This window comes from Desulfovibrio sp. (assembly GCF_047607245.1).
Taxonomy (GTDB): domain Bacteria; phylum Desulfobacterota; class Desulfovibrionia; order Desulfovibrionales; family Desulfovibrionaceae; genus Desulfovibrio.
Genome location: NZ_JASGDK010000020.1, coordinates 1 through 16897, shown reverse-complemented (window position 1 = coordinate 16897; position 16897 = coordinate 1). Strand labels below are relative to the sequence as shown.

Annotated in this window: 15 protein-coding genes and 1 pseudogene; 5 read left to right on the top strand and 11 right to left on the bottom strand. The window is 57.5% G+C overall.

Translation table 11 applies throughout. The features are described from left to right. The 4 genes from QM579_RS01815 to era all read right to left on the bottom strand — a co-directional run. The coding region (locus tag QM579_RS01815; RefSeq protein WP_414997523.1) for a flagellar motor switch protein FliN at positions 1 to 382 on the bottom strand (382 nt) is incomplete at its 3' end. Positions 383 to 461: 79 nt separating this feature from the next. Further along, entirely contained in the window at positions 462 to 1094 is a 633-nt protein-coding gene (gene fliL, locus QM579_RS01810) for a flagellar basal body-associated protein FliL (protein ID WP_414997522.1), read from the bottom strand. A 140-nt stretch (positions 1095 to 1234) separates the two neighbouring features. Next, positions 1235 to 1966: a YggS family pyridoxal phosphate-dependent enzyme gene (locus QM579_RS01805; RefSeq protein ID WP_414997521.1), complete on the bottom strand. Its 732-nt coding sequence runs from the start codon at positions 1964 to 1966 to the stop codon at positions 1235 to 1237. Between the two features lie 2 nt (positions 1967 to 1968). Beyond that, a complete protein-coding gene (gene era, locus QM579_RS01800; RefSeq protein WP_414997520.1) occupies positions 1969 to 2892 on the bottom strand; it encodes a GTPase Era in 924 nt (307 codons plus the stop codon). Positions 2893 to 3493: 601 nt separating this feature from the next. Between era and QM579_RS01795 the strand changes: the two genes are divergently transcribed. After that, positions 3494 to 4018: a hypothetical protein gene (locus QM579_RS01795; protein ID WP_414997519.1), complete on the top strand. Its 525-nt coding sequence runs from the start codon at positions 3494 to 3496 to the stop codon at positions 4016 to 4018. A 230-nt stretch (positions 4019 to 4248) separates the two neighbouring features. Here QM579_RS01795 and QM579_RS01790 read toward each other — a convergent pair whose 3' ends face one another. The 7 genes from QM579_RS01790 to QM579_RS01760 form a co-directional block, all read right to left on the bottom strand. Further along, positions 4249 to 5838 (bottom strand): c-type cytochrome, encoded by a 1590-nt coding sequence (locus QM579_RS01790; protein ID WP_414997518.1) that lies wholly within the window; start codon positions 5836 to 5838, stop codon positions 4249 to 4251. A 2-nt stretch (positions 5839 to 5840) separates the two neighbouring features. Then, on the bottom strand, positions 5841 to 7232 hold the full coding sequence (locus QM579_RS01785) for a c-type cytochrome (RefSeq protein ID WP_414997517.1): 1392 nt from the start codon (positions 7230 to 7232) through the stop codon (positions 5841 to 5843). Between the two features lie 2 nt (positions 7233 to 7234). Then, positions 7235 to 8116 carry a c-type cytochrome gene (locus tag QM579_RS01780; RefSeq protein WP_414997516.1) on the bottom strand — a complete coding sequence of 294 codons (882 nt, stop codon included), beginning with the start codon at positions 8114 to 8116 and terminating at the stop codon, positions 7235 to 7237. Positions 8117 to 9126: 1010 nt separating this feature from the next. Continuing rightward, positions 9127 to 9951, bottom strand: coding sequence for a histidinol-phosphatase (locus QM579_RS01775; RefSeq protein WP_414997515.1), 825 nt, complete (start codon positions 9949 to 9951; stop codon positions 9127 to 9129). Positions 9952 to 10237: 286 nt separating this feature from the next. Beyond that, positions 10238 to 11176 carry a bifunctional riboflavin kinase/FAD synthetase gene (locus QM579_RS01770; RefSeq protein ID WP_414997514.1) on the bottom strand — a complete coding sequence of 313 codons (939 nt, stop codon included), beginning with the start codon at positions 11174 to 11176 and terminating at the stop codon, positions 10238 to 10240. A gap of 71 nt (positions 11177 to 11247) precedes the next feature. After that, positions 11248 to 11766, bottom strand: coding sequence for a hypothetical protein (locus tag QM579_RS01765; protein ID WP_414997513.1), 519 nt, complete (start codon positions 11764 to 11766; stop codon positions 11248 to 11250). 14 nt (positions 11767 to 11780) lie between these two features. After that, positions 11781 to 13529, bottom strand: a complete 1749-nt coding sequence (locus QM579_RS01760) for a DEAD/DEAH box helicase (RefSeq protein WP_414997512.1) — start codon at positions 13527 to 13529, stop codon at positions 11781 to 11783. Between the two features lie 434 nt (positions 13530 to 13963). Here QM579_RS01760 and hisI point away from each other — a divergent pair, with 434 nt between their 5' ends. The 4 genes and pseudogenes from hisI to QM579_RS01740 form a co-directional block, all read left to right on the top strand. Next, the gene (gene hisI / locus QM579_RS01755; protein WP_414997511.1) at positions 13964 to 14377 is read left to right on the top strand and encodes a phosphoribosyl-AMP cyclohydrolase; all 414 of its coding nucleotides are present in this window, start codon (positions 13964 to 13966) and stop codon (positions 14375 to 14377) included. A 13-nt stretch (positions 14378 to 14390) separates the two neighbouring features. Beyond that, a complete protein-coding gene (gene hisG, locus QM579_RS01750; RefSeq protein WP_414997510.1) occupies positions 14391 to 15284 on the top strand; it encodes an ATP phosphoribosyltransferase in 894 nt (297 codons plus the stop codon). Between the two features lie 121 nt (positions 15285 to 15405). Further along, entirely contained in the window at positions 15406 to 16185 is a 780-nt protein-coding gene (locus QM579_RS01745; RefSeq protein ID WP_414997509.1) for a YkgJ family cysteine cluster protein, read from the top strand. A 375-nt stretch (positions 16186 to 16560) separates the two neighbouring features. Next, positions 16561 to 16897: pseudogene (locus tag QM579_RS01740) on the top strand (sulfite exporter TauE/SafE family protein); the annotation flags it as partial.

The window sequence follows — 16897 nt, the reverse complement described above, 5'->3', positions numbered from 1 at the left end:
GACGGGTACGGCCCAGTTCGGCAGAGACGTCCAGCGGAATATCCAGAATGAAGTCCAGCTCGCGCTTGAGTTTGTTGTCTCCGGGCTGGCGGGCCATTTCCGTCATGTCCTTGAAATGGGCGTCTGTGGCGTGACCGCCCATACCAGCGCCAGCACCGCCAAAAGACTGCTGCGGATGAGCTTCTTCATCCTGAGCCATGCTGGCGGCCCACTGGGCAGCCAGGGCTTCGTCGGCCTGACGCTGGGCGTCGGCACCAGCAGGGGGAGTTTCAGCCGGGGCGGCGGGTTCGGCAGCGCCGCCCGATGCATTGTCTGCATCAGCCTCTTGGGCGAGTTCGGCTTCCCACTGGGCAGCCAAAGCGTCCTGATCTTCCTGCGACATAGGTCACCTCTTTGTCTTCCTGCCGCCGGGCGCGTTTGCCCCCGGAGCGTTGACCATGCGGACAAAGCCGCGCAAGAAATTATTCGACAACAAAATCTGTAAAATACACGCGAATAACGCGCTGTGCGCCAAGTATCTGATTAAGGCGCGCCGCCACTTCAGCTTTGAGCAGCACCTTGCCGTCAGGGGTGGCTATGTCAGCATAGTTTTTACCGGCCAGCAGCATGATGATGGCATCGCGGATGCGGGCATTGTTGGCCTGGAGGGCAGCCGAAACATCGGAATTGACCTCCACCTCCATGCTCATTTTAAGATAACGCCGCCCGGCAGGATCTGACAGGTTGACGGTAATGGACGGCAAGGGCAGCACCATGCCGCCGCTGCGCGGCAGATCGCTTTGCCGTTCAATGCGCCCATCGCCTCCGGTCTGACCTGACGCGGACTGACTTCCTTGCCCGCCCTGCCCCGCCGCAGCGGAACCGGCAGCCTGCCCCGCAGTGGCAGACATTCCCGCCGCGTCGGCTGCAGGCGCAGCCCCATTGCTGGCGGGGGTGCGCAAATAGAGCCACCAGTAGCCGCCAAGCCCTGCGCCGCTCAACGTCATGAGCAATATCGCCAAAATAATGACGAGACGCTTGACCCGGGATTTCTTCTTGGGACTTTCAGCCTGCCCTTCGGGCAGCGCGGGGGCTTCTTTTTCCTTGGCCGCCATAATCAACTCCGTTGGCCTTTTGCGGACTCACAGCCGTGCCGTGCCGCCGTCATGTTCACGGGAGGGACGTCCCCGGAAAACCCCGGAGAGTCCCGAAACGCCGCCACCCGCAAAACCGGCCTCAATAGCTGTTGCAGGCACTATGCCAGAGGCGGCGTTTTGACCGGGCGCGGCCCGAAAATATCCGTGCCGATGCGCACCAGAGTGGCCCCTTCGGCCACAGCGGCTTCGAAGTCACCGCTCATACCCATAGAAAGCGTGGGCAGGGGCAGGCCTGTGTGCTTTTGCAGGCTGTCCCTCAATTGGCGCAGATGGGCAAAATGGGGGCGGGCTGCATCACCGGCATCAAAAACCGGGGGCAGACACATGAGCCCCTGAACGTCCAGGTGAGGACAGTTCTCAAGTACATAATCGGCCAGTGCCGGCAAATCTGCAGGCATGAGACCACTTTTTTGCGGCTCGGAGGCAATATTTATCTCAAAAAGCACCGTCTGGCGCTCTTCAGCGCCGTCCATGCGTTTTTCAAGAGCATCGGCCAGCTTACGTGAATCGAGGGTATGTATGAGGGCAAAGGCTCCGGCCACCTGCGCGGCCTTGCGGCTCTGCACATGGCCTATCATGTGCCAGCGGATGCCCGCTGCAAGCGTGGAGGACCCGGCGGACGCCGCCAGATCCTCACGTTTCTGCAAAGCTTCCTGCACATAATTTTCGCCAAAATCCACCTGCCCGGCAGCGGCCACAACGGCCACTTCTTCCGCCGGATGCAGTTTGGATACGGCAATGAGGGTCACGTCCTCTCTGGCGCGCCCGGCATCGGCACAGGCCGTATTCAGCCTGTCCAGCACATGACGGTAACGGTCCAGCAGCTCCATACTTACTCCGCCATCATGCCGATGTCGCGCAAAAAGGCCGCATCTTCAGTCCAGTGCTCACGCACCTTGACCCACAGTTCCAGATGCACCTTGCCGTCCACCAGAACCTGAATGTCCTTGCGGGCCTCGGTTCCAATGGCCTTGATGGACTGCCCGGCCCGGCCGATGACCATAGCCTTGTGCATGGGGCGAGCCACGTAAATGGTGGCGTGAATGACGGTTTGCCCGCGCTCTTCGTCTTCTTCCCAGTTTTCAATATCCACGGCAACAGAATAGGGAACTTCCTGCCGCAGATGCAAAAAGAGCTTTTCGCGAATGATTTCGGCGGTCATGAAGCGCAAGGGCGCGGTGGAAATCTGGTCTTCGGGGAACTGGGCCTGCGCTTTGGGCAGGTTCTTGTTGATAAGAGCCACCAGATCGGCCAGACCATCCCTGCGCAAAGCAGACACAGGAAAGATTTCGGCCCTGGGCCACATTTCATGCAGCCGTGTCAGCAGGGGCAGCATGCGGCTCTTGTCGCTGAACAGGTCCACCTTGTTGACCACCACGATCATCGGGCGTTCTTCGCTGGCCAGAGCCTGAGCTACCGGGGCAATATCGCGCTCCAGAAATTCGGGGTGGCGGATGTAGAGGTGGCCGTCCAGCACAGGCATGATAACATCAGCCTGCCCCAGGCTTTGCCATACAGCCTGGATCATCGTCTTGCTCAGGCGGCCCCGCACCTGTGTGAGGCCGGGCGTATCCATAAAGATAACCTGGGAATCATCATTGGTGAGGATGCCCACAATCTGATTGCGCGTGGTCTGCGGCTTGGGCGTGACAATGGTCACCTTCTGCCCGAGAAGGGAATTAAGCAGGGTGGACTTGCCAGCATTGGGCGGGCCCATAAGCGCCACCCATCCGCAACGGTAGTGCAGGTCGGTCATTACATCTCCTGGCCGAAAAACCGGCCTACGCTGCGCGCAAAGGGCGCAGAAATTTTCTCGAACAATTTCACTTTGAACTTGCTCTGGCGGCTACATGAGAGCCGCCCGCGGTGAAGGCTAAATGCAGTTTCAGCCGTTGCTTTAGCCGTTGTGACGCAGGAAGCTAAGGATAAAGACGGCAATGAGTTACGCAAAAATCTTACCCAAAGAGTCGCTGTCGTTATCCGTAAGCCGCTGACGCTGCAACGGCTTATGCGCCCGCAGGGCTTACCTGAACCGTTACGAAGCCGCCTTACAGGGCAGGACAATTCGCTACGGAGAAGACAGCCCGGTATCCATTTGCGAGATTATGCGCCGCAACGGGCGTTTCTTAAACTTTGAGAACGCATATTCTCAAGGTAGATCTACTCTAGATACATACTAAATCTGTTTTTCTGTCCCATATCCGCGCGCTGGGGTCAAGCCGCAAGCCAGCCTTCCGGCCCTTGCGCCTGGCAAAAAGCGCGTTTGTCATGCCCTGAAAGCCCTCTGTTTTTCAGGCAATTGCTGCAAACAATCCCCTTGTGCCCGGCAAGCCACAGGCGCTCCATACTTGACGATAATGCCGTCAACGCTTACTCTCGCGCCCATGTTTACTCTCTTCACCTATATGGCTCTTATCGTTGGCGTGAACTACGCCTTTGCCGTAACGCCCCTCATCGAGCTGCCCAATGGCGAACTTTGGGCTCCGCTCTCTCTGGTGGTGGGCTTTATTTTTGTGGTGCGCGACTACGCACAGCGCCGGGTGGGACACAAAGTGCTGTGGGCCATGCTGGTGGGCTGCGTTGTAAGCTGGTATATGGCCACGCCCCAGCTTGCGCTGGCCAGCGCCGCCGCCTTTGCTATGGGCGAACTGGGGGACTGGGCGCTGTTTACGTTTACCAACCGCCCATTTTCGCAGCGCATACTTATTTCCAGCCTCGTTGGCGCGCCCCTGGACAGCATTGTTTTTCTGCTCATCATCGGCCTTGCCACGCCCTGGTCCATCATAACTATGAGTGTTAGCAAGCTGCTGGGCGCACTGCTGGTATTCTGGCTGGTACGCCGCCGCGAACAGCGCGAATACGTAATGGGCCTGGGGGCTTAACTGCATAAATTCGATCCGGCTCAAACGGCCATCATATAACTATTGAAAATCGCTCGGAGAGTAACCCTCCGAGCGATTTTTTTGCGCAATCAACATTGAACCATACACTTTCCAGCGTGGGCGAGATGAGGCCATCTTTTAATGTAATGGCCTCACCTCACCTGCAGAAACATTTCAAAGTGAAGACGATCAGCTTTTGCCACTTTTTCTCTTCTACCCAACCCAACCGCCTATTTTTCCACCCGGAAGGTATTGCTGATGATGGTCAGGTCTTCAAGCACTTCCTGCGGCAGATGCCGAAATGGCGGCATGACCGTGCCGGGATAGCCGTTGGTGATGACTTCAAGGGCTCGGGCATGGGTCATTGCAAACTTTTGCAAGTCCGGCGGCGGGGGCAGCAGGGTATGCCCAAACGCTGTGATCTCGCCTGCAACACCGTGGCAGACCGAGCAGGTTTCAGCCCATACGAACATGGCCTCGCCTTCCGGTTCACGGTCCGGCGGCACGTCGGCCTTGCCGTACATGTCAAAACGCTTGCCCATCGTATCCAGCACCATTTCAATCTTTTCGCGGTCATAAAGCCGGAAATAAGGCATGCCTGAACCGGGCACGCCGTCCCGCACGAGGGTGTACACATACTCCCTGTCAGCGCGAATGGCTGCAATATCCTCTGCCGGAATAAGCAGGCGCGCGGCCACGGGGCCGTCGCCCTTGCCTTTCAATCCGTGACAGGGGGCGCAAGCCTGATCGTAAATGGTGTCGCCATTATCGTACACTGTCTTGAGCTTGAGGGCATAAGCATCCAGCGAAGGTTGCCGGAAGGGATCCATTGTTTTGGCTCGCTCTGTACGGTAGGCGTCGTTGGCGGCCTGCACGGGATTCAAAGATTCGTCCTGTATGAACTGACGCCCCACCAGCATGGCCGCGAAGGCCAGTGGCAGCAGCCAGAGCAAGCTGCGGGGCGCGGGCAGCGGCATGGGCCTTGGGGCTGTTTCTGAAGCCGACTGCCGGGGACGCAGCACCCACAAGACCAGCAGGGCAGCCAGCGCGCCCACTGTAAGCGCCGCGACGATGGTCCAGTTGAGCTCGGCAGCCACAGTAAACAGCAAGGGGATGCCAATAAGGATCTGGGCCAGCGTTGCGCCGAAAACCCAGTTGCGCAAGCGCGGCGCTTTTTCCGGGTTGTTGCGGGTAGAGAAAAAGAGCTGAAAAGCCGCGCCAAGCACAAGGGCTGCGCCAATAACGTGCAGATAACGCAGCAGCCAGTGCGGGGCCAGTGCGGGCAAAGTGGCAAAATCCTGCCCGCCCGACTGACCGAACTGGGCCCACAGATGCTGGCGTTCCATAAGGGCCAGCGCTCCGGTAAACACGGCAGGCACGGTGAGCAGCGCCCCCACGCCTATCACGCCGCAAAGCAGGGCCAACCACGCGCGGCTTTCCATTGAATGGTTAAAACCGTCAATAAGCAGAAAGGCCACGATAAGCAGGGGTATCACCGCCAGCCATGCATAGGCAAACAGCCCCGTGGTGGTGAAGAACGAGTAGGAATAACGTATTTGTATGAGCAGCAGGGGCGCAATGCCTAACACCACGGCCAGACTTTTGAGGCCCAGGTGGGTGTGCATGAATTTACTGTTCCAGCTCTGCCCAGGTTGGTCGTTGTTCAGCCAGTCCTGCAAGAAGAACACAAGGCCCAGCACCGCCGTACCGACAATAAGCAGGGCAAAAAGCAAATGCAGGCCAAAACTCACAAAAAGCAGGCCATCAAGCCAGCCGCCGGACAGAGGATGCAGGAGGAAGAGGTCAGTCCACTTGTTCATGACTACTTCGCCTCCCTGCCCGCTGCATGGGCTGCCGGAATTTTTGGCGCCTGCGGGATCTTGATATAGCCCTGCTCTGTTCCGAGCATATAGATATAATTTGCCAGCAGCAGACGCTCCGATTCCGATCCGGTAAAGGGCGTCATGAAGGGGCCGAGGTTTTCTGTAATGTCCACAATGGCATTGAGACTGTCCAGAGTGCGTCCGGCCACGCGAATGCCGATATTGTTCAGCCCGCCCTTGACCGTGGTGTGGCACACCCCGCAGTTGGCGGTAAACAGGGCCTTCCCTGCCACCATATCCGGCGGCAGCTTGCCGTTGTCGTCCACCCAGCGCATGCGCGGCAGATAGTTCTCATTTTTCTCATCAAGGGCCAGCTTTTCCACCAGCGGCACCTGATTGGCGTACATATAGCCGGGCAGCAAATACGGCCCGCGCACAAATTCGCGTATGCGCTCAAATTCCATAACCATAAATACGCAGAGTAAAATGGCCGGAATGCAGAGAATGCGGCTTATAATGGGCCAGCGCAGCAAGGCAACCAGCCCCGTGAGGCAAAGCACCCCGACGCCCACGGCATTAAGGGTAGGCAGAAAGTCCGGCAGTTGCGACATATAGGAAGTGGCGACCGCGAACTTCCAGTGAGTCAGATAGGTCATTGGTATGCGGGAGAAGTAAACCCACGCGCTGACTCCGGCCACGGCTACACAGGCCAGAAACACGCCGCCAGCCAGGCGCAGAGCACTGCCGCGCTCCTGTTGCGTGCCCTTGAAGCGCCAGGCAATCCAGGCCGCAAGCAGCAGCGAGCCGATGCCCAGCCCCGCCGCCAGACGCAGAAACACCTGCGGCACAAAGGTGGGGTTGTAGTAAGCCTGATCAAAAGTCTGCCCCCAGGGCCAGCCAGCGGGCGTGAGCATGAAGCCCAGAATGCCCGAGATAAGGATGGCCGAAATGACGGCCATGACCACATAGCCCCAACCAAGAGCGGTCAGGCGGCCCGGATGCTTTTCCGCCAGTTTGTCCCACAGGTAATAGTAAAAAAGCAGCAGAATGACTTCTGAGGTAAAGGCTCCCCATTCAATGAACCAGGGCCAGAAAAATAGATGGATGAGCGAGCCGATGCCCTCAGGCGCGAGAATGCCTGTGATAAACCAGATGCCCACGCCCGTTACCGCGCCCACGGAAGTGATAACCACCACCACAGGCCCCAGCAGGCTGCGGGTTATGCGTGCCCAGTGCGGGCCCTTGCCCATATAGGTCAGGGTTTGAAAAAGAATGAGCATGGTCATGAGGCCAATGGCCAGACCGTGACTTATGACGACATGCAACACGGCGTCCAGGGCGATGGTCATGCCATCGCCGAGACCCGGTATGTGCAGTATGGGAAAAATCATGACTACTTCCCTTCCGTCAGGGGGATGAGCCGCTCGATCTTGTCAGGATGCGTGGGCACGAACTTGGGCCGGGGCTGTTCGTGTATGTAGCCCGCCACATCCAGCGCCTCTTCCTGCGTGAGGGAGGGTGCATTCTTGGGCATGAAGCGCCAGGCGAATATGGACAGGGTACGCACCCGGTGCATGCCTGCGCCGTCGTTGTACGAATCGTCGCCCCATACTGGCGGGGCAATGTCCGTGCCTTCGCCGTTGGGGCCGTGGCAGCGGGCGCACACGTCCTTATAGACTTTTTCACCGTTGGCCGCATCAGGCTTGTGGGGATTGTCCATACTTTCGGGCACGGCCCAGGGCAGCTTGGCGTAAATGGGAATATCCTTGGATATCCATTGCAGATACACCAGCAGGGACTGAATGATCTGGCCGTCCAGCGGCGGCGGCGTGCCATTCATGCTGCGGTCAAAACAGCCCTGAATGCGTATGCCGAGGTCAACGGTGTATTCGTTGCGGTCGCGGTAGCGCGGATAGGTGGCCCCTACCCCCACCAGCGAAAAACTCTCCATAGACCTGCCGCCTTCAAAGTGGCAGCTGGAACAGGAGAGCTTGCTGTCTTTGCTGACGTATTCCCCGGCATATTTGCTGGTTTCCGTCATGATCTTGTAGCCCAGCATGACTTCGGCACGAATGCTTTCCGGCGCGTCTTCAGGGCGAGGCGGATTGAACAGGGCTTGCGCCGCAGGCACGGCCACCCTTTTGGCCGCCGCCTCGGAGTCCATTGCCACCCTCTTGATGGTGAGCGTTGAACCGAAGAAAGAGAGCACCCACACACCAAAGACAAGCAATATGGCCGCCAGGACAAGGCCCAGATATACGCCACGGTTTTTCATGACAACTCCTGCAGGGGCACGATTCAGCCCGCCCCGGTATGTATGAACTCAATACTTTGTAATTTAGTATGAATATGTTCTCACCTCATATACAGGCAAAATGAGAAAATATTCATTGTATGAATTTCAAAAATACAGAACATTGTCAACAGAGCTTCAAAAAAAATGCTATATTTTCGTATAGCTGCAAACAATATTTTCACAGAAAAGATATCAGCTGTGGCAACTGCCTGTTGCGTTGCATTTAGGAGTTGCAGCACAGACATGCGGCTGTGACGGAGATTGTGAACAGAGAACCCTGGCAGGTGGATGTTCAGGGGACAATTTATATGAAGATAGCTCTCTGTAAGGATTGGCTTCGCATAGGCCGCCAGTGCGGCGGGCGGTGGAGCTAGCATACACTGTCAAACCTGTTTCAATTGGTCCGCTTGCGCGGCGGCTGCGCGCAAACCTTGCCGATGTGTCGGCTTCGATTCTTTGTGACGCAACCCCGGCAACAGCCGACACCTTGTCTGAAAACTGCAAGATCCCAATCGAGTCATCAGTGCAGCAACGCGTGATAACACTAAAAAGACAGGTCTTCATTAGGATAGTGTACTTATCTAGCCTGACCCTGCCGACCTGCAAGACAACATATTTTCATTCAGAGAGAAAACAAATGACGGCATTGCACGACGTACAGGGAGTTCGCCGAGTGTAGCGGGGAAGCTCCCGAAGCTGTAGCCGCGCAGCCCGCGGGGAATGGTGGAATTTGAAAAGCCCCAGAAGCCTGACTCGTGAGAGTGGAGAGATATGGAAAGCCCAGCGGGAGTGCCCGCAGGGAGTGGAGAGAGGCCTCGGAGGGACGGCAGCCAACTGGCCCCCTTTGCTGCCCACCGCGCAGGCGTCCCAAACTAAAGGTCATGAAAGCCGCTGTGACCGAAGGGCGCAAATGGCTTCATAAAGGCAACTTCATTCTTTTTCAGCTCCGGCTGCCGCCCCACAAAGCCCTTACAAGAAGAATACACACGCTAAAAGTCGAGCGTAACCTTCTCGCGTTCCACGGCAATACGGCTATTTTTAAAGCCGTAGCTGCGGGCATAGCGGGCCAGCTCTTCAAAATGAGAGACAGTTTCACTGGCGGCATGGGCATCGGAACCAAAGCTGATGGTCAAGCCAAGATCAGCGGCAAGCCGCATGATGGCAGGGCCGGGATACGGTTCGTTGAAGGTTTTGCGCAGTCCGGCGGAGGAAACTTCCATTGCCGTATCAGAATCGCGCATGGCCGTAAGCGCGCTGGCGATGAGATCAAGACTGCCGGGCTGTTTCAGCCACGCCTGAAAATCGTCATAGCAGCAGACCTTGATGAAATCGGGGTGGGCAACCACGTCCACCAGACCGCTGGAAGCCAGCAGGGCCATTTCTTCATAATAGGCGGTAAAGCGCGCAAAACGCTGCGGCTGCGTCAAATCAGCCGCCCAGCTGCGGGGCGATCCTACAGGCACGTCATGCACAAAGTGCAGACCGCCAATCACGTAATCAAAGGGATAGAGGCCCAGAATGTTTTTCATCCAGGCCATATTGACGGGCAGCCAATCCAGCTCCATGCCAAGCAGAACCTGTGGGCCGCCGGAAGGCGCGTTTTGTTTGAGGGCCAGTACTTCCTCCACATAGGAGGGGAAGGTCAGGCTGAGGTCACCCGTATACAGCGGGCAGGCGTAGCCGGGCGGCAGGGGCGAATGTTCTGAGAGGCCGTACCAGTCAAGCTGGCTGCCTCTGGCGGCCTTGTACATGTCGGCGACAGTGTCGCGCCCGTGAGCGGCCAGAGTGTGATTATGCAGATCCGCGCGTATCATGCCTCACTCATACTCCCAAGTTGAAGCAAAGGCCACCCAGCAGAAACTGGAGCACGCTAACCTTGAAAGAGTTCAAATGCTCTGACGCCGCATAACAGCGCAATGCGGCATGGATTCAGCCGGAACTTGCTTTCCGGCGGCATGACAACCTTGAAATACGATGCATTTCAAAGTTAATCAGGCCTGGAGTAGATAACTTTGAGATATATTCTCAAAGTTTAATATGCGCTTGTTACGGCGGCCGTCTGCTCGCGCAGCCGCCTGAGCATTTCAAAGTGAAAATGCTCTAAAGGCGAATAAAGGCTGCCAGAGTGCGCCGCGCGTGGTCAACGTCAGCCGCGATCTGCTCTTTGAGAGCATCCACGGAATCAAAACGCTTTTCTCCCCGCAAATGTTCCACAAAGTCCAGCCGCATAGCCTGACCGTAAAAATCCCGCCCGCCCTCAAGCAAGAAGGTTTCTACAGTGAGCTCGTTATCGCCAAAGGTGGGCTTGCGTCCGATGCAGGTAACGGCGGGCCATGTATGACCGTCCGCACCTGCCGGGGTTGCGAGAGTGGCATAGACCCCTTCAGTGGGAATGACCACCTGCGGACGGGCCAGATTGGCCGTGGGAAAACCCAATCCCGCCCCGCGCCCGTCACCGTGAACAACCTCGCCGCTGAATCCGTGAAAACGGCCGAGCAGGCGGGCAGCCTCACGCACATTGCCCTCGCCGATAAGCTTGCGCAGCGTTGTAGAGCTGACCACAGTGCCGTCCACAACCACGGGCGCAAGCTGCTCTACGCTGAAACCAGCGTCTTCGCCCAGGCGGCGCAGCGTATCAACATGCCCGCCACGGTCGCGGCCCAGGGTGAAGTCGTAGCCGACAACCAGATGGCGCAGCTTCAAAGGCGCAAGAAAGGCCTGCACAAAACTATTGGCATCGTGGGCGGCCAGTTCAGGGGTAAAGGGCAGCTCCAGCACATGCTGTACCCCAAGGGCTTCCAGCAGCGTAAAGCGCTCTTCACGCGTTGTCAGCGGCATATGGCCAGGCCGGGGGGCAACCACCTGTCGCGGGTGCGGCCAGAAGGTCATGACCACGGGGGTCAGCTTTTCGCTGGCGCACACATCCAGCGTATGCCGGATAAGTGCCTGATGCCCAAGGTGCACACCGTCAAAATTGCCGATGGTGAGCCCGCTGTTTTCGAGAAAATTCAACTCTTCAATGGAATGTGCGATATTCATATCTGCCGGTTCCAAGGCAAGGCGTGAGCGCTGTTAAAGCCCGGATAACCGGGTTCCGCGCGCTGACGGCCCTATATTAGCCTGTCGAATATATGTTTGTAGAGTTTGCGTATGTGCAGAACGAGCTTGAGGTTGGCGCTTTTGTCAGCCTTTTCGCTCTGGGTGAAAAAGGAGGTCAGGTGGCGGGCCACATTACTGAAGTCACCGTCGCCCATAGGTTCCAGCATACCCCAGTACTCGCGCCCGCGCGTCAATACCAGAGCACTGGCCCTGTCTTTGTGTTTTGCGGCATATTCCCGCAAAAAAGTATCAAACATCACGTCCGCATCCTGCGGAAAGGATCTGGCCAGAGCCAGACGCCACAAAGCCATATACAGCCCGCGCAGCTCAAGCAGCATCTGACGGCGGCGCAAAAACTGCATGCGCCCCACGCCCAGATATGCCAGTTCCACAGTAAAATCCGCGTCAGCGTACAAGGCCGTGAAATTGTCCAGAGCCTGCCGCATAGTGTCGGAAAGAACGGCGGATGACGCCGCTTCAGGGGATATGCTTTCAGAAGCTGGTCCCGATGTGCCGTCCATATGACGCATAGAACTCCGTCAGCTTATTCAGCGGTATCCGTTTTGCTTTGCACATTCCGGGGCGCGGTGTCCCCGGCATCCCTGCCCTGTTGACCGTCACGGCGGCGCGGAGAGCGGCGGCGTTTGCCCGGACGGGCTTCCGCATTCTCGCCGCTGGCAGTTCCGTTACGGTCGCTTTGCTCACCGTTGGCGCTCTTGCCGCCATTACCGCTATTGGCGCCATTGCTGCTTTTGGGATTCCTGCCGTTACGGCCCGAGCCCCCACGGCCAGAACCGTGACGCGAGCCCTCGCCCTGCCGCGCGGGGCTGGGCGAAGACTGGTCGGGAAAACGATTTTCACGCAGGCTTTCCTGATGGGCGGAATCCAGCAGCATAGCCAGCAGCGACGCGCTGTCTTCGCCATCACCCTCAGCCGCGAGTTCTCGCGCCAACTGGACATAGCGGGCCACGCGCATGCGTTCAAGGCCTGTCAGTTTGCGAAAACGCCCTTCAAGAATGGCCGTCAGGCGTGTGCCTGCCACACGGGCCACGTCTTCATCGGTAGGCAGCGGCATGGGGATAAGGCCAATCTTGTAATGCTTGGCAATGCGGTCAAGCTCCATGCGCTGCATGACGTCTACCAGAGAAATCACCGTGCCTGCGGCTCCGGCGCGCCCGGTGCGTCCAGCGCGGTGGATGTAGCTCTCGTGGTCTTCGGGCGGCTCGTAAAGAAAAACGTGCGACAATTCTGGAATATCAATCCCGCGCGCGGCAACGTCCGTAGCGACCAGATACTGCAACTTGCCCTGGCGTATCTTTTCCAGCACGGCCTCACGCCGGGACTGGGAAAGGTCGGCGGAAAGTTCGTCGGCGCTGTAGCCAAAGCCCTGCAACACCCCGGCCACATAATGCACGTTAGACTTGGTGTTGCAAAAAATGATGGCCGAAGCGGGGTTTTCCGTCTCCAGCAGGCGCACCAGAGCGCGGTCCTTGTCCATCGGCTTTACTTCGCAAAAAAGGTGCTGCACTTCAGCCACATGCACTTCTTTTTGCGAAAGAGAGAGCATGGCGGCCGCAGACATGAACTCTCCGGCCAGTTTGAGCACATGCGGCGGATACGTGGCCGAGAACAGGCAGGTATGGATTGCCCGCCGGGGCAGATAGCGCTGTATCTCTTTCATGTCCGGGTAAAAACCGATGGAAAGCATGCGGTCGGCCTCGTCGAAGACCAGTTCGCGCAGGTCTTTGAGGTCCAGCGTGCGGCGCAGCAGGTGGTCCAGCACTCGGCCGGGGGTACCCACTATAAGCTGTGCCCCTTCACGCAGGGCGTCCATCTGCTTTTTGTAGCCCACGCCGCCATAGACGGCTGCGGTGACTATGCCCGTCCCTTCAAACAGCACAGCGGCCTCACGCTCAACCTGCACGGCCAGTTCCCGCGTGGGGGCCAGCACAAGAGCCTGCGGAGCCTTGAGGTCAGCAGACAGGCGGGGCAGCATGGGCAAGAGATAGCAGCCGGTTTTGCCGCTGCCCGTGCGCGACTGCACCATAATGTCGCGCCCTTCAAGCAAATAGGGGAATGCCAGAGACTGAACAGGCATAAGCCCCTGCCAGCCCGCACGTGCGCAGGCTTCACGCATGCCTTCAGGCAGATCGGCCATAGTCACTCGCGGCAAGGCGTCTTCAGGTTCGCTGACGGATATGCCGCTAAGCGGGGTTTCCGCAACGCCTGCCGACGTATCTTCCACTGTTGTAACGGCGGCGTCCGGATCGGAGGGTGTTTGATGTTCAGACATGTATTTATCCCGGCGGCATGCCGCCTTTAAATATGATTTCGCTAACGGATGAGCATGCCATAGCGCGATTAATTGCGCAAGTTGCCTTGAATCACGCCATACTGGCGGGGCACGCAGCGAGGCAGCATCTACACCTTGCCGCTGGCCGTGAGCAAAAAATCGTCACATGTGCAAACGGAACAAGGCCGCACCCTGACCAGAACAAGCCTGCCGCGCGTCACAAATCTTGCGGCTGCCGCAACAGGTTTTTTACCGGGTATTTCTGACGCAAAAGAACGTGTGGAGCAATGCAGGCCATGCATTTACCTTCTGTAACAGGCTTTGCTTGCGTCTCACTGCGCTTGCGGTTAGATTTGTTCCCTTTGCCGGACACGCGTGCCGCGCAAAAACACTGCCCGGCGACACATGGCTGCCGCCTTTTTCAAGGAGTGTGTATGACAGCCTCAGAACCGAAGCCCGCCGCCGTCCCCGGCGAGGACTTCACCCCTGACTTCAGCAAGGGCCTTTTGCCTGCCATAGCACAGGACCACGCCAGCGGCGAGGTTCTCATGCTGGCCTATATGAATGAAGAGGCATGGCGCAAGACCCTTGAAACCGGCGAGGCCCATTACTGGAGCCGCAGCCGCAAGGAGCTCTGGCACAAGGGCGGCACATCCGGCAATGTGCAGAAAGTTCGCTCCCTGCGGCTGGATTGTGACAGTGACACGGTACTGCTGCTGGTGGAGCAGATTGGCGGCGCGGCCTGTCATACGGGACGGCGCACCTGTTTTTACCGGGAATGGAAGGACGGCACAGCAAGCCTGTGCGCCCCTATGGTTTTTGACCCTGAAAAAGTCTACGGCGTATAATAAGGACAGCATCATGAGCGCGGATATGAAGCCCATCATCAAACTGGGCGTGCCCAAGGGTTCGCTGGAAGAAGCCACTATCAATCTTTTTGAACGCGCGGGCTGGAAAATCCGCAAGCATACGCGCAACTATTTTCCAGACATCAACGACCCTGAAATCACGGCTTCATTGTGCCGCGTACAGGAAATCGGCGGCTATATTTCGGCAGGCGTGCTGGACGTGGGCATCACGGGGCTGGACTGGCTTACCGAAAGCAACCACGACGACAAGGTCGTGCGCGTCTCTGACCTTGTGTACTCCAAGACCTCCAACAGGCCTTGCCGCTGGGTGCTGGCTGTGGCGGGCGACGCCCCCTACCATTCTGCTGCCGACCTGGCCGGAAAACGCATTGCCACCGAACTGGAAGGCATGACCCGCCGCTACTTTGAAAATGCTGGCGTGAATGTGGACGTCTTTTATTCCTGGGGCGCTACCGAAGCCAAGGTCGTGGAAGGCCTTGCCGACGGCATTGTGGAAGTGACCGAAACCGGCACGACCATTCGTGCACACGGCTTGCGGATCATTGACGAAGTCATGATTTCCTACCCTGTGCTCATTGCCAACAAGGATGCCTGGGCCGACCCGCGCAAGCGCGCCAAAATCGAGCAGCTCGACCTGCTGCTTCAGGGCGCACTGCGTGCCGAAAATCTGGTGGCGCTCAAAATGAACGCCCCGTCGGACAACCTTGCGGCCATTCTTGAGATGCTGCCGTCGCTCAACTCCCCCACAGTTTCCCCCCTGCGGGACGAAAAATGGCTTTCCGTTGAATCCGTAGTGCAGATCGACGTGGTGCGCGACCTTATTCCGCGCCTGCGCGAGGCCGGAGCCGAGGGCATTATTGAATACGCTCTGAACAAGGTCATCTAGCAACATGACAAGAGCGGCCTGCGCAAAAGCGCGGGCCGCTCTTTTTCCTTTTTCAGCCCCGCACCACACATTGTGGCAGCCGTGCCGCCTGCAATCCCCCCCGCCCATACAAGGAGCTCTCATGAGTAATGACGCCAGCCGCGACTTTATTGACAATCTGCCCGAGCTTGGCCCGGACGAAACCTTCTGCTTTGACTGCAACCCCGACGTGCCCTGCTTCAATCGCTGCTGTGCGGAGCTTACCCTGCCGCTCACCCCTTACGACATTTCGCGCCTGCGCCGGAACCTTGGCATGAGCAGCGAGGCTTTTCTTAATACCTTCACGACGCTGCGCTCGTTTCCCGACACAGGCTTTCCCCTGCCCATGCTGCGTATGCTGGACGGCCCGGAAGAACCATGTCCTTTTGTGACGCCCGCTGGCTGTTCCGTATACGAAGACAGGCCCGGCGCCTGCCGCTATTACCCCATCGGGCGCGGCACAAAAATGGCTGCCGACGGCGTAGCCGAACGATTTTTCCTTGTGCGTGAGTCCCATTGCCACGGCTTTGACAAAGGCACCAACCGCACGCCTCACCAGTGGATGGAAAACGAGGAGCTGCAGCTCTTTAATGAAGCCAATGACCGCTACATGCGCCTCATGGCCCTGGTACGCGCCAGCGGCAAACCTCTGGAAGCGCGCATGGCCACCACAACAGTGCTTTGCCTCTTTCAGCTCGACAAGTTCCGTGAACTCATCGAGGCCATGAAAATATTCAGTCATGTGGACATAAGCGAATCACGCAAAGCAGCCATTATGGAAGACAGCCAGGACGGGGACGTGGCGGCCCTGTACTTCGCTTTGGATTGGCTGGAGTTGATTATTTTCGGGCAAAGCCAAGGGCTTGCAAAAAAGCAATCATGATCCTTTTTTCACAATAACACGACAACCCTGCAACTTTCACACGAAACCAAGCAAAGAGGTGCGATTTTTTGTTCTTTAGTGCCAACTGTTTGGATTGATTGACGCAAACCTACCTCAAAAAGGTGACAATTAATCCTCATTTTGCACGAAAAACTGCTGCTCGTGATAAATTTCTTTTACAAACACCAAAGAATATGTCACGGTAGCTCCGTGTATGGGAGAAGACAGGCTTTTTTCTTTTTTTCATGAAAAACTGCCTGTTACAAACACAAGGCTGCACCGGGGCGCGCCGCGCAGCCAGACGTGCCTGTACATGTCATTGTTGGGGCCATGACCTACGGCCGTTGGCCGGCCACAATCGTATTGGAGGAGAGTATGAGTTTTGGCAGACAAGTGTATGAGTTTCTGCTGAGCGGCTCACAAGCTTACGCTAAGTGGGATCTGGAGGTATCAACCTCCATTCTCAAAAACCGCAAAAAAATGCTGTTTCTGCTGGCACTGGCAGTTCCGATTCTTGCGGTCTGCATGGCTGAAGCTTATGAGTACCACGAAATGCTGGGCGGCAAATCCGCCTACGCGCCCGCCTTTTACACCACCAACATCTTCCTGGCGTCCATAGCAGTGGGCCTTGCCGCCGGTCTCATCACGGGGTGTATCGGCGCTGGCGGCGGTTTCATCATTACCCCGGCGCTTATGGCCGTGGGCGTCAAAG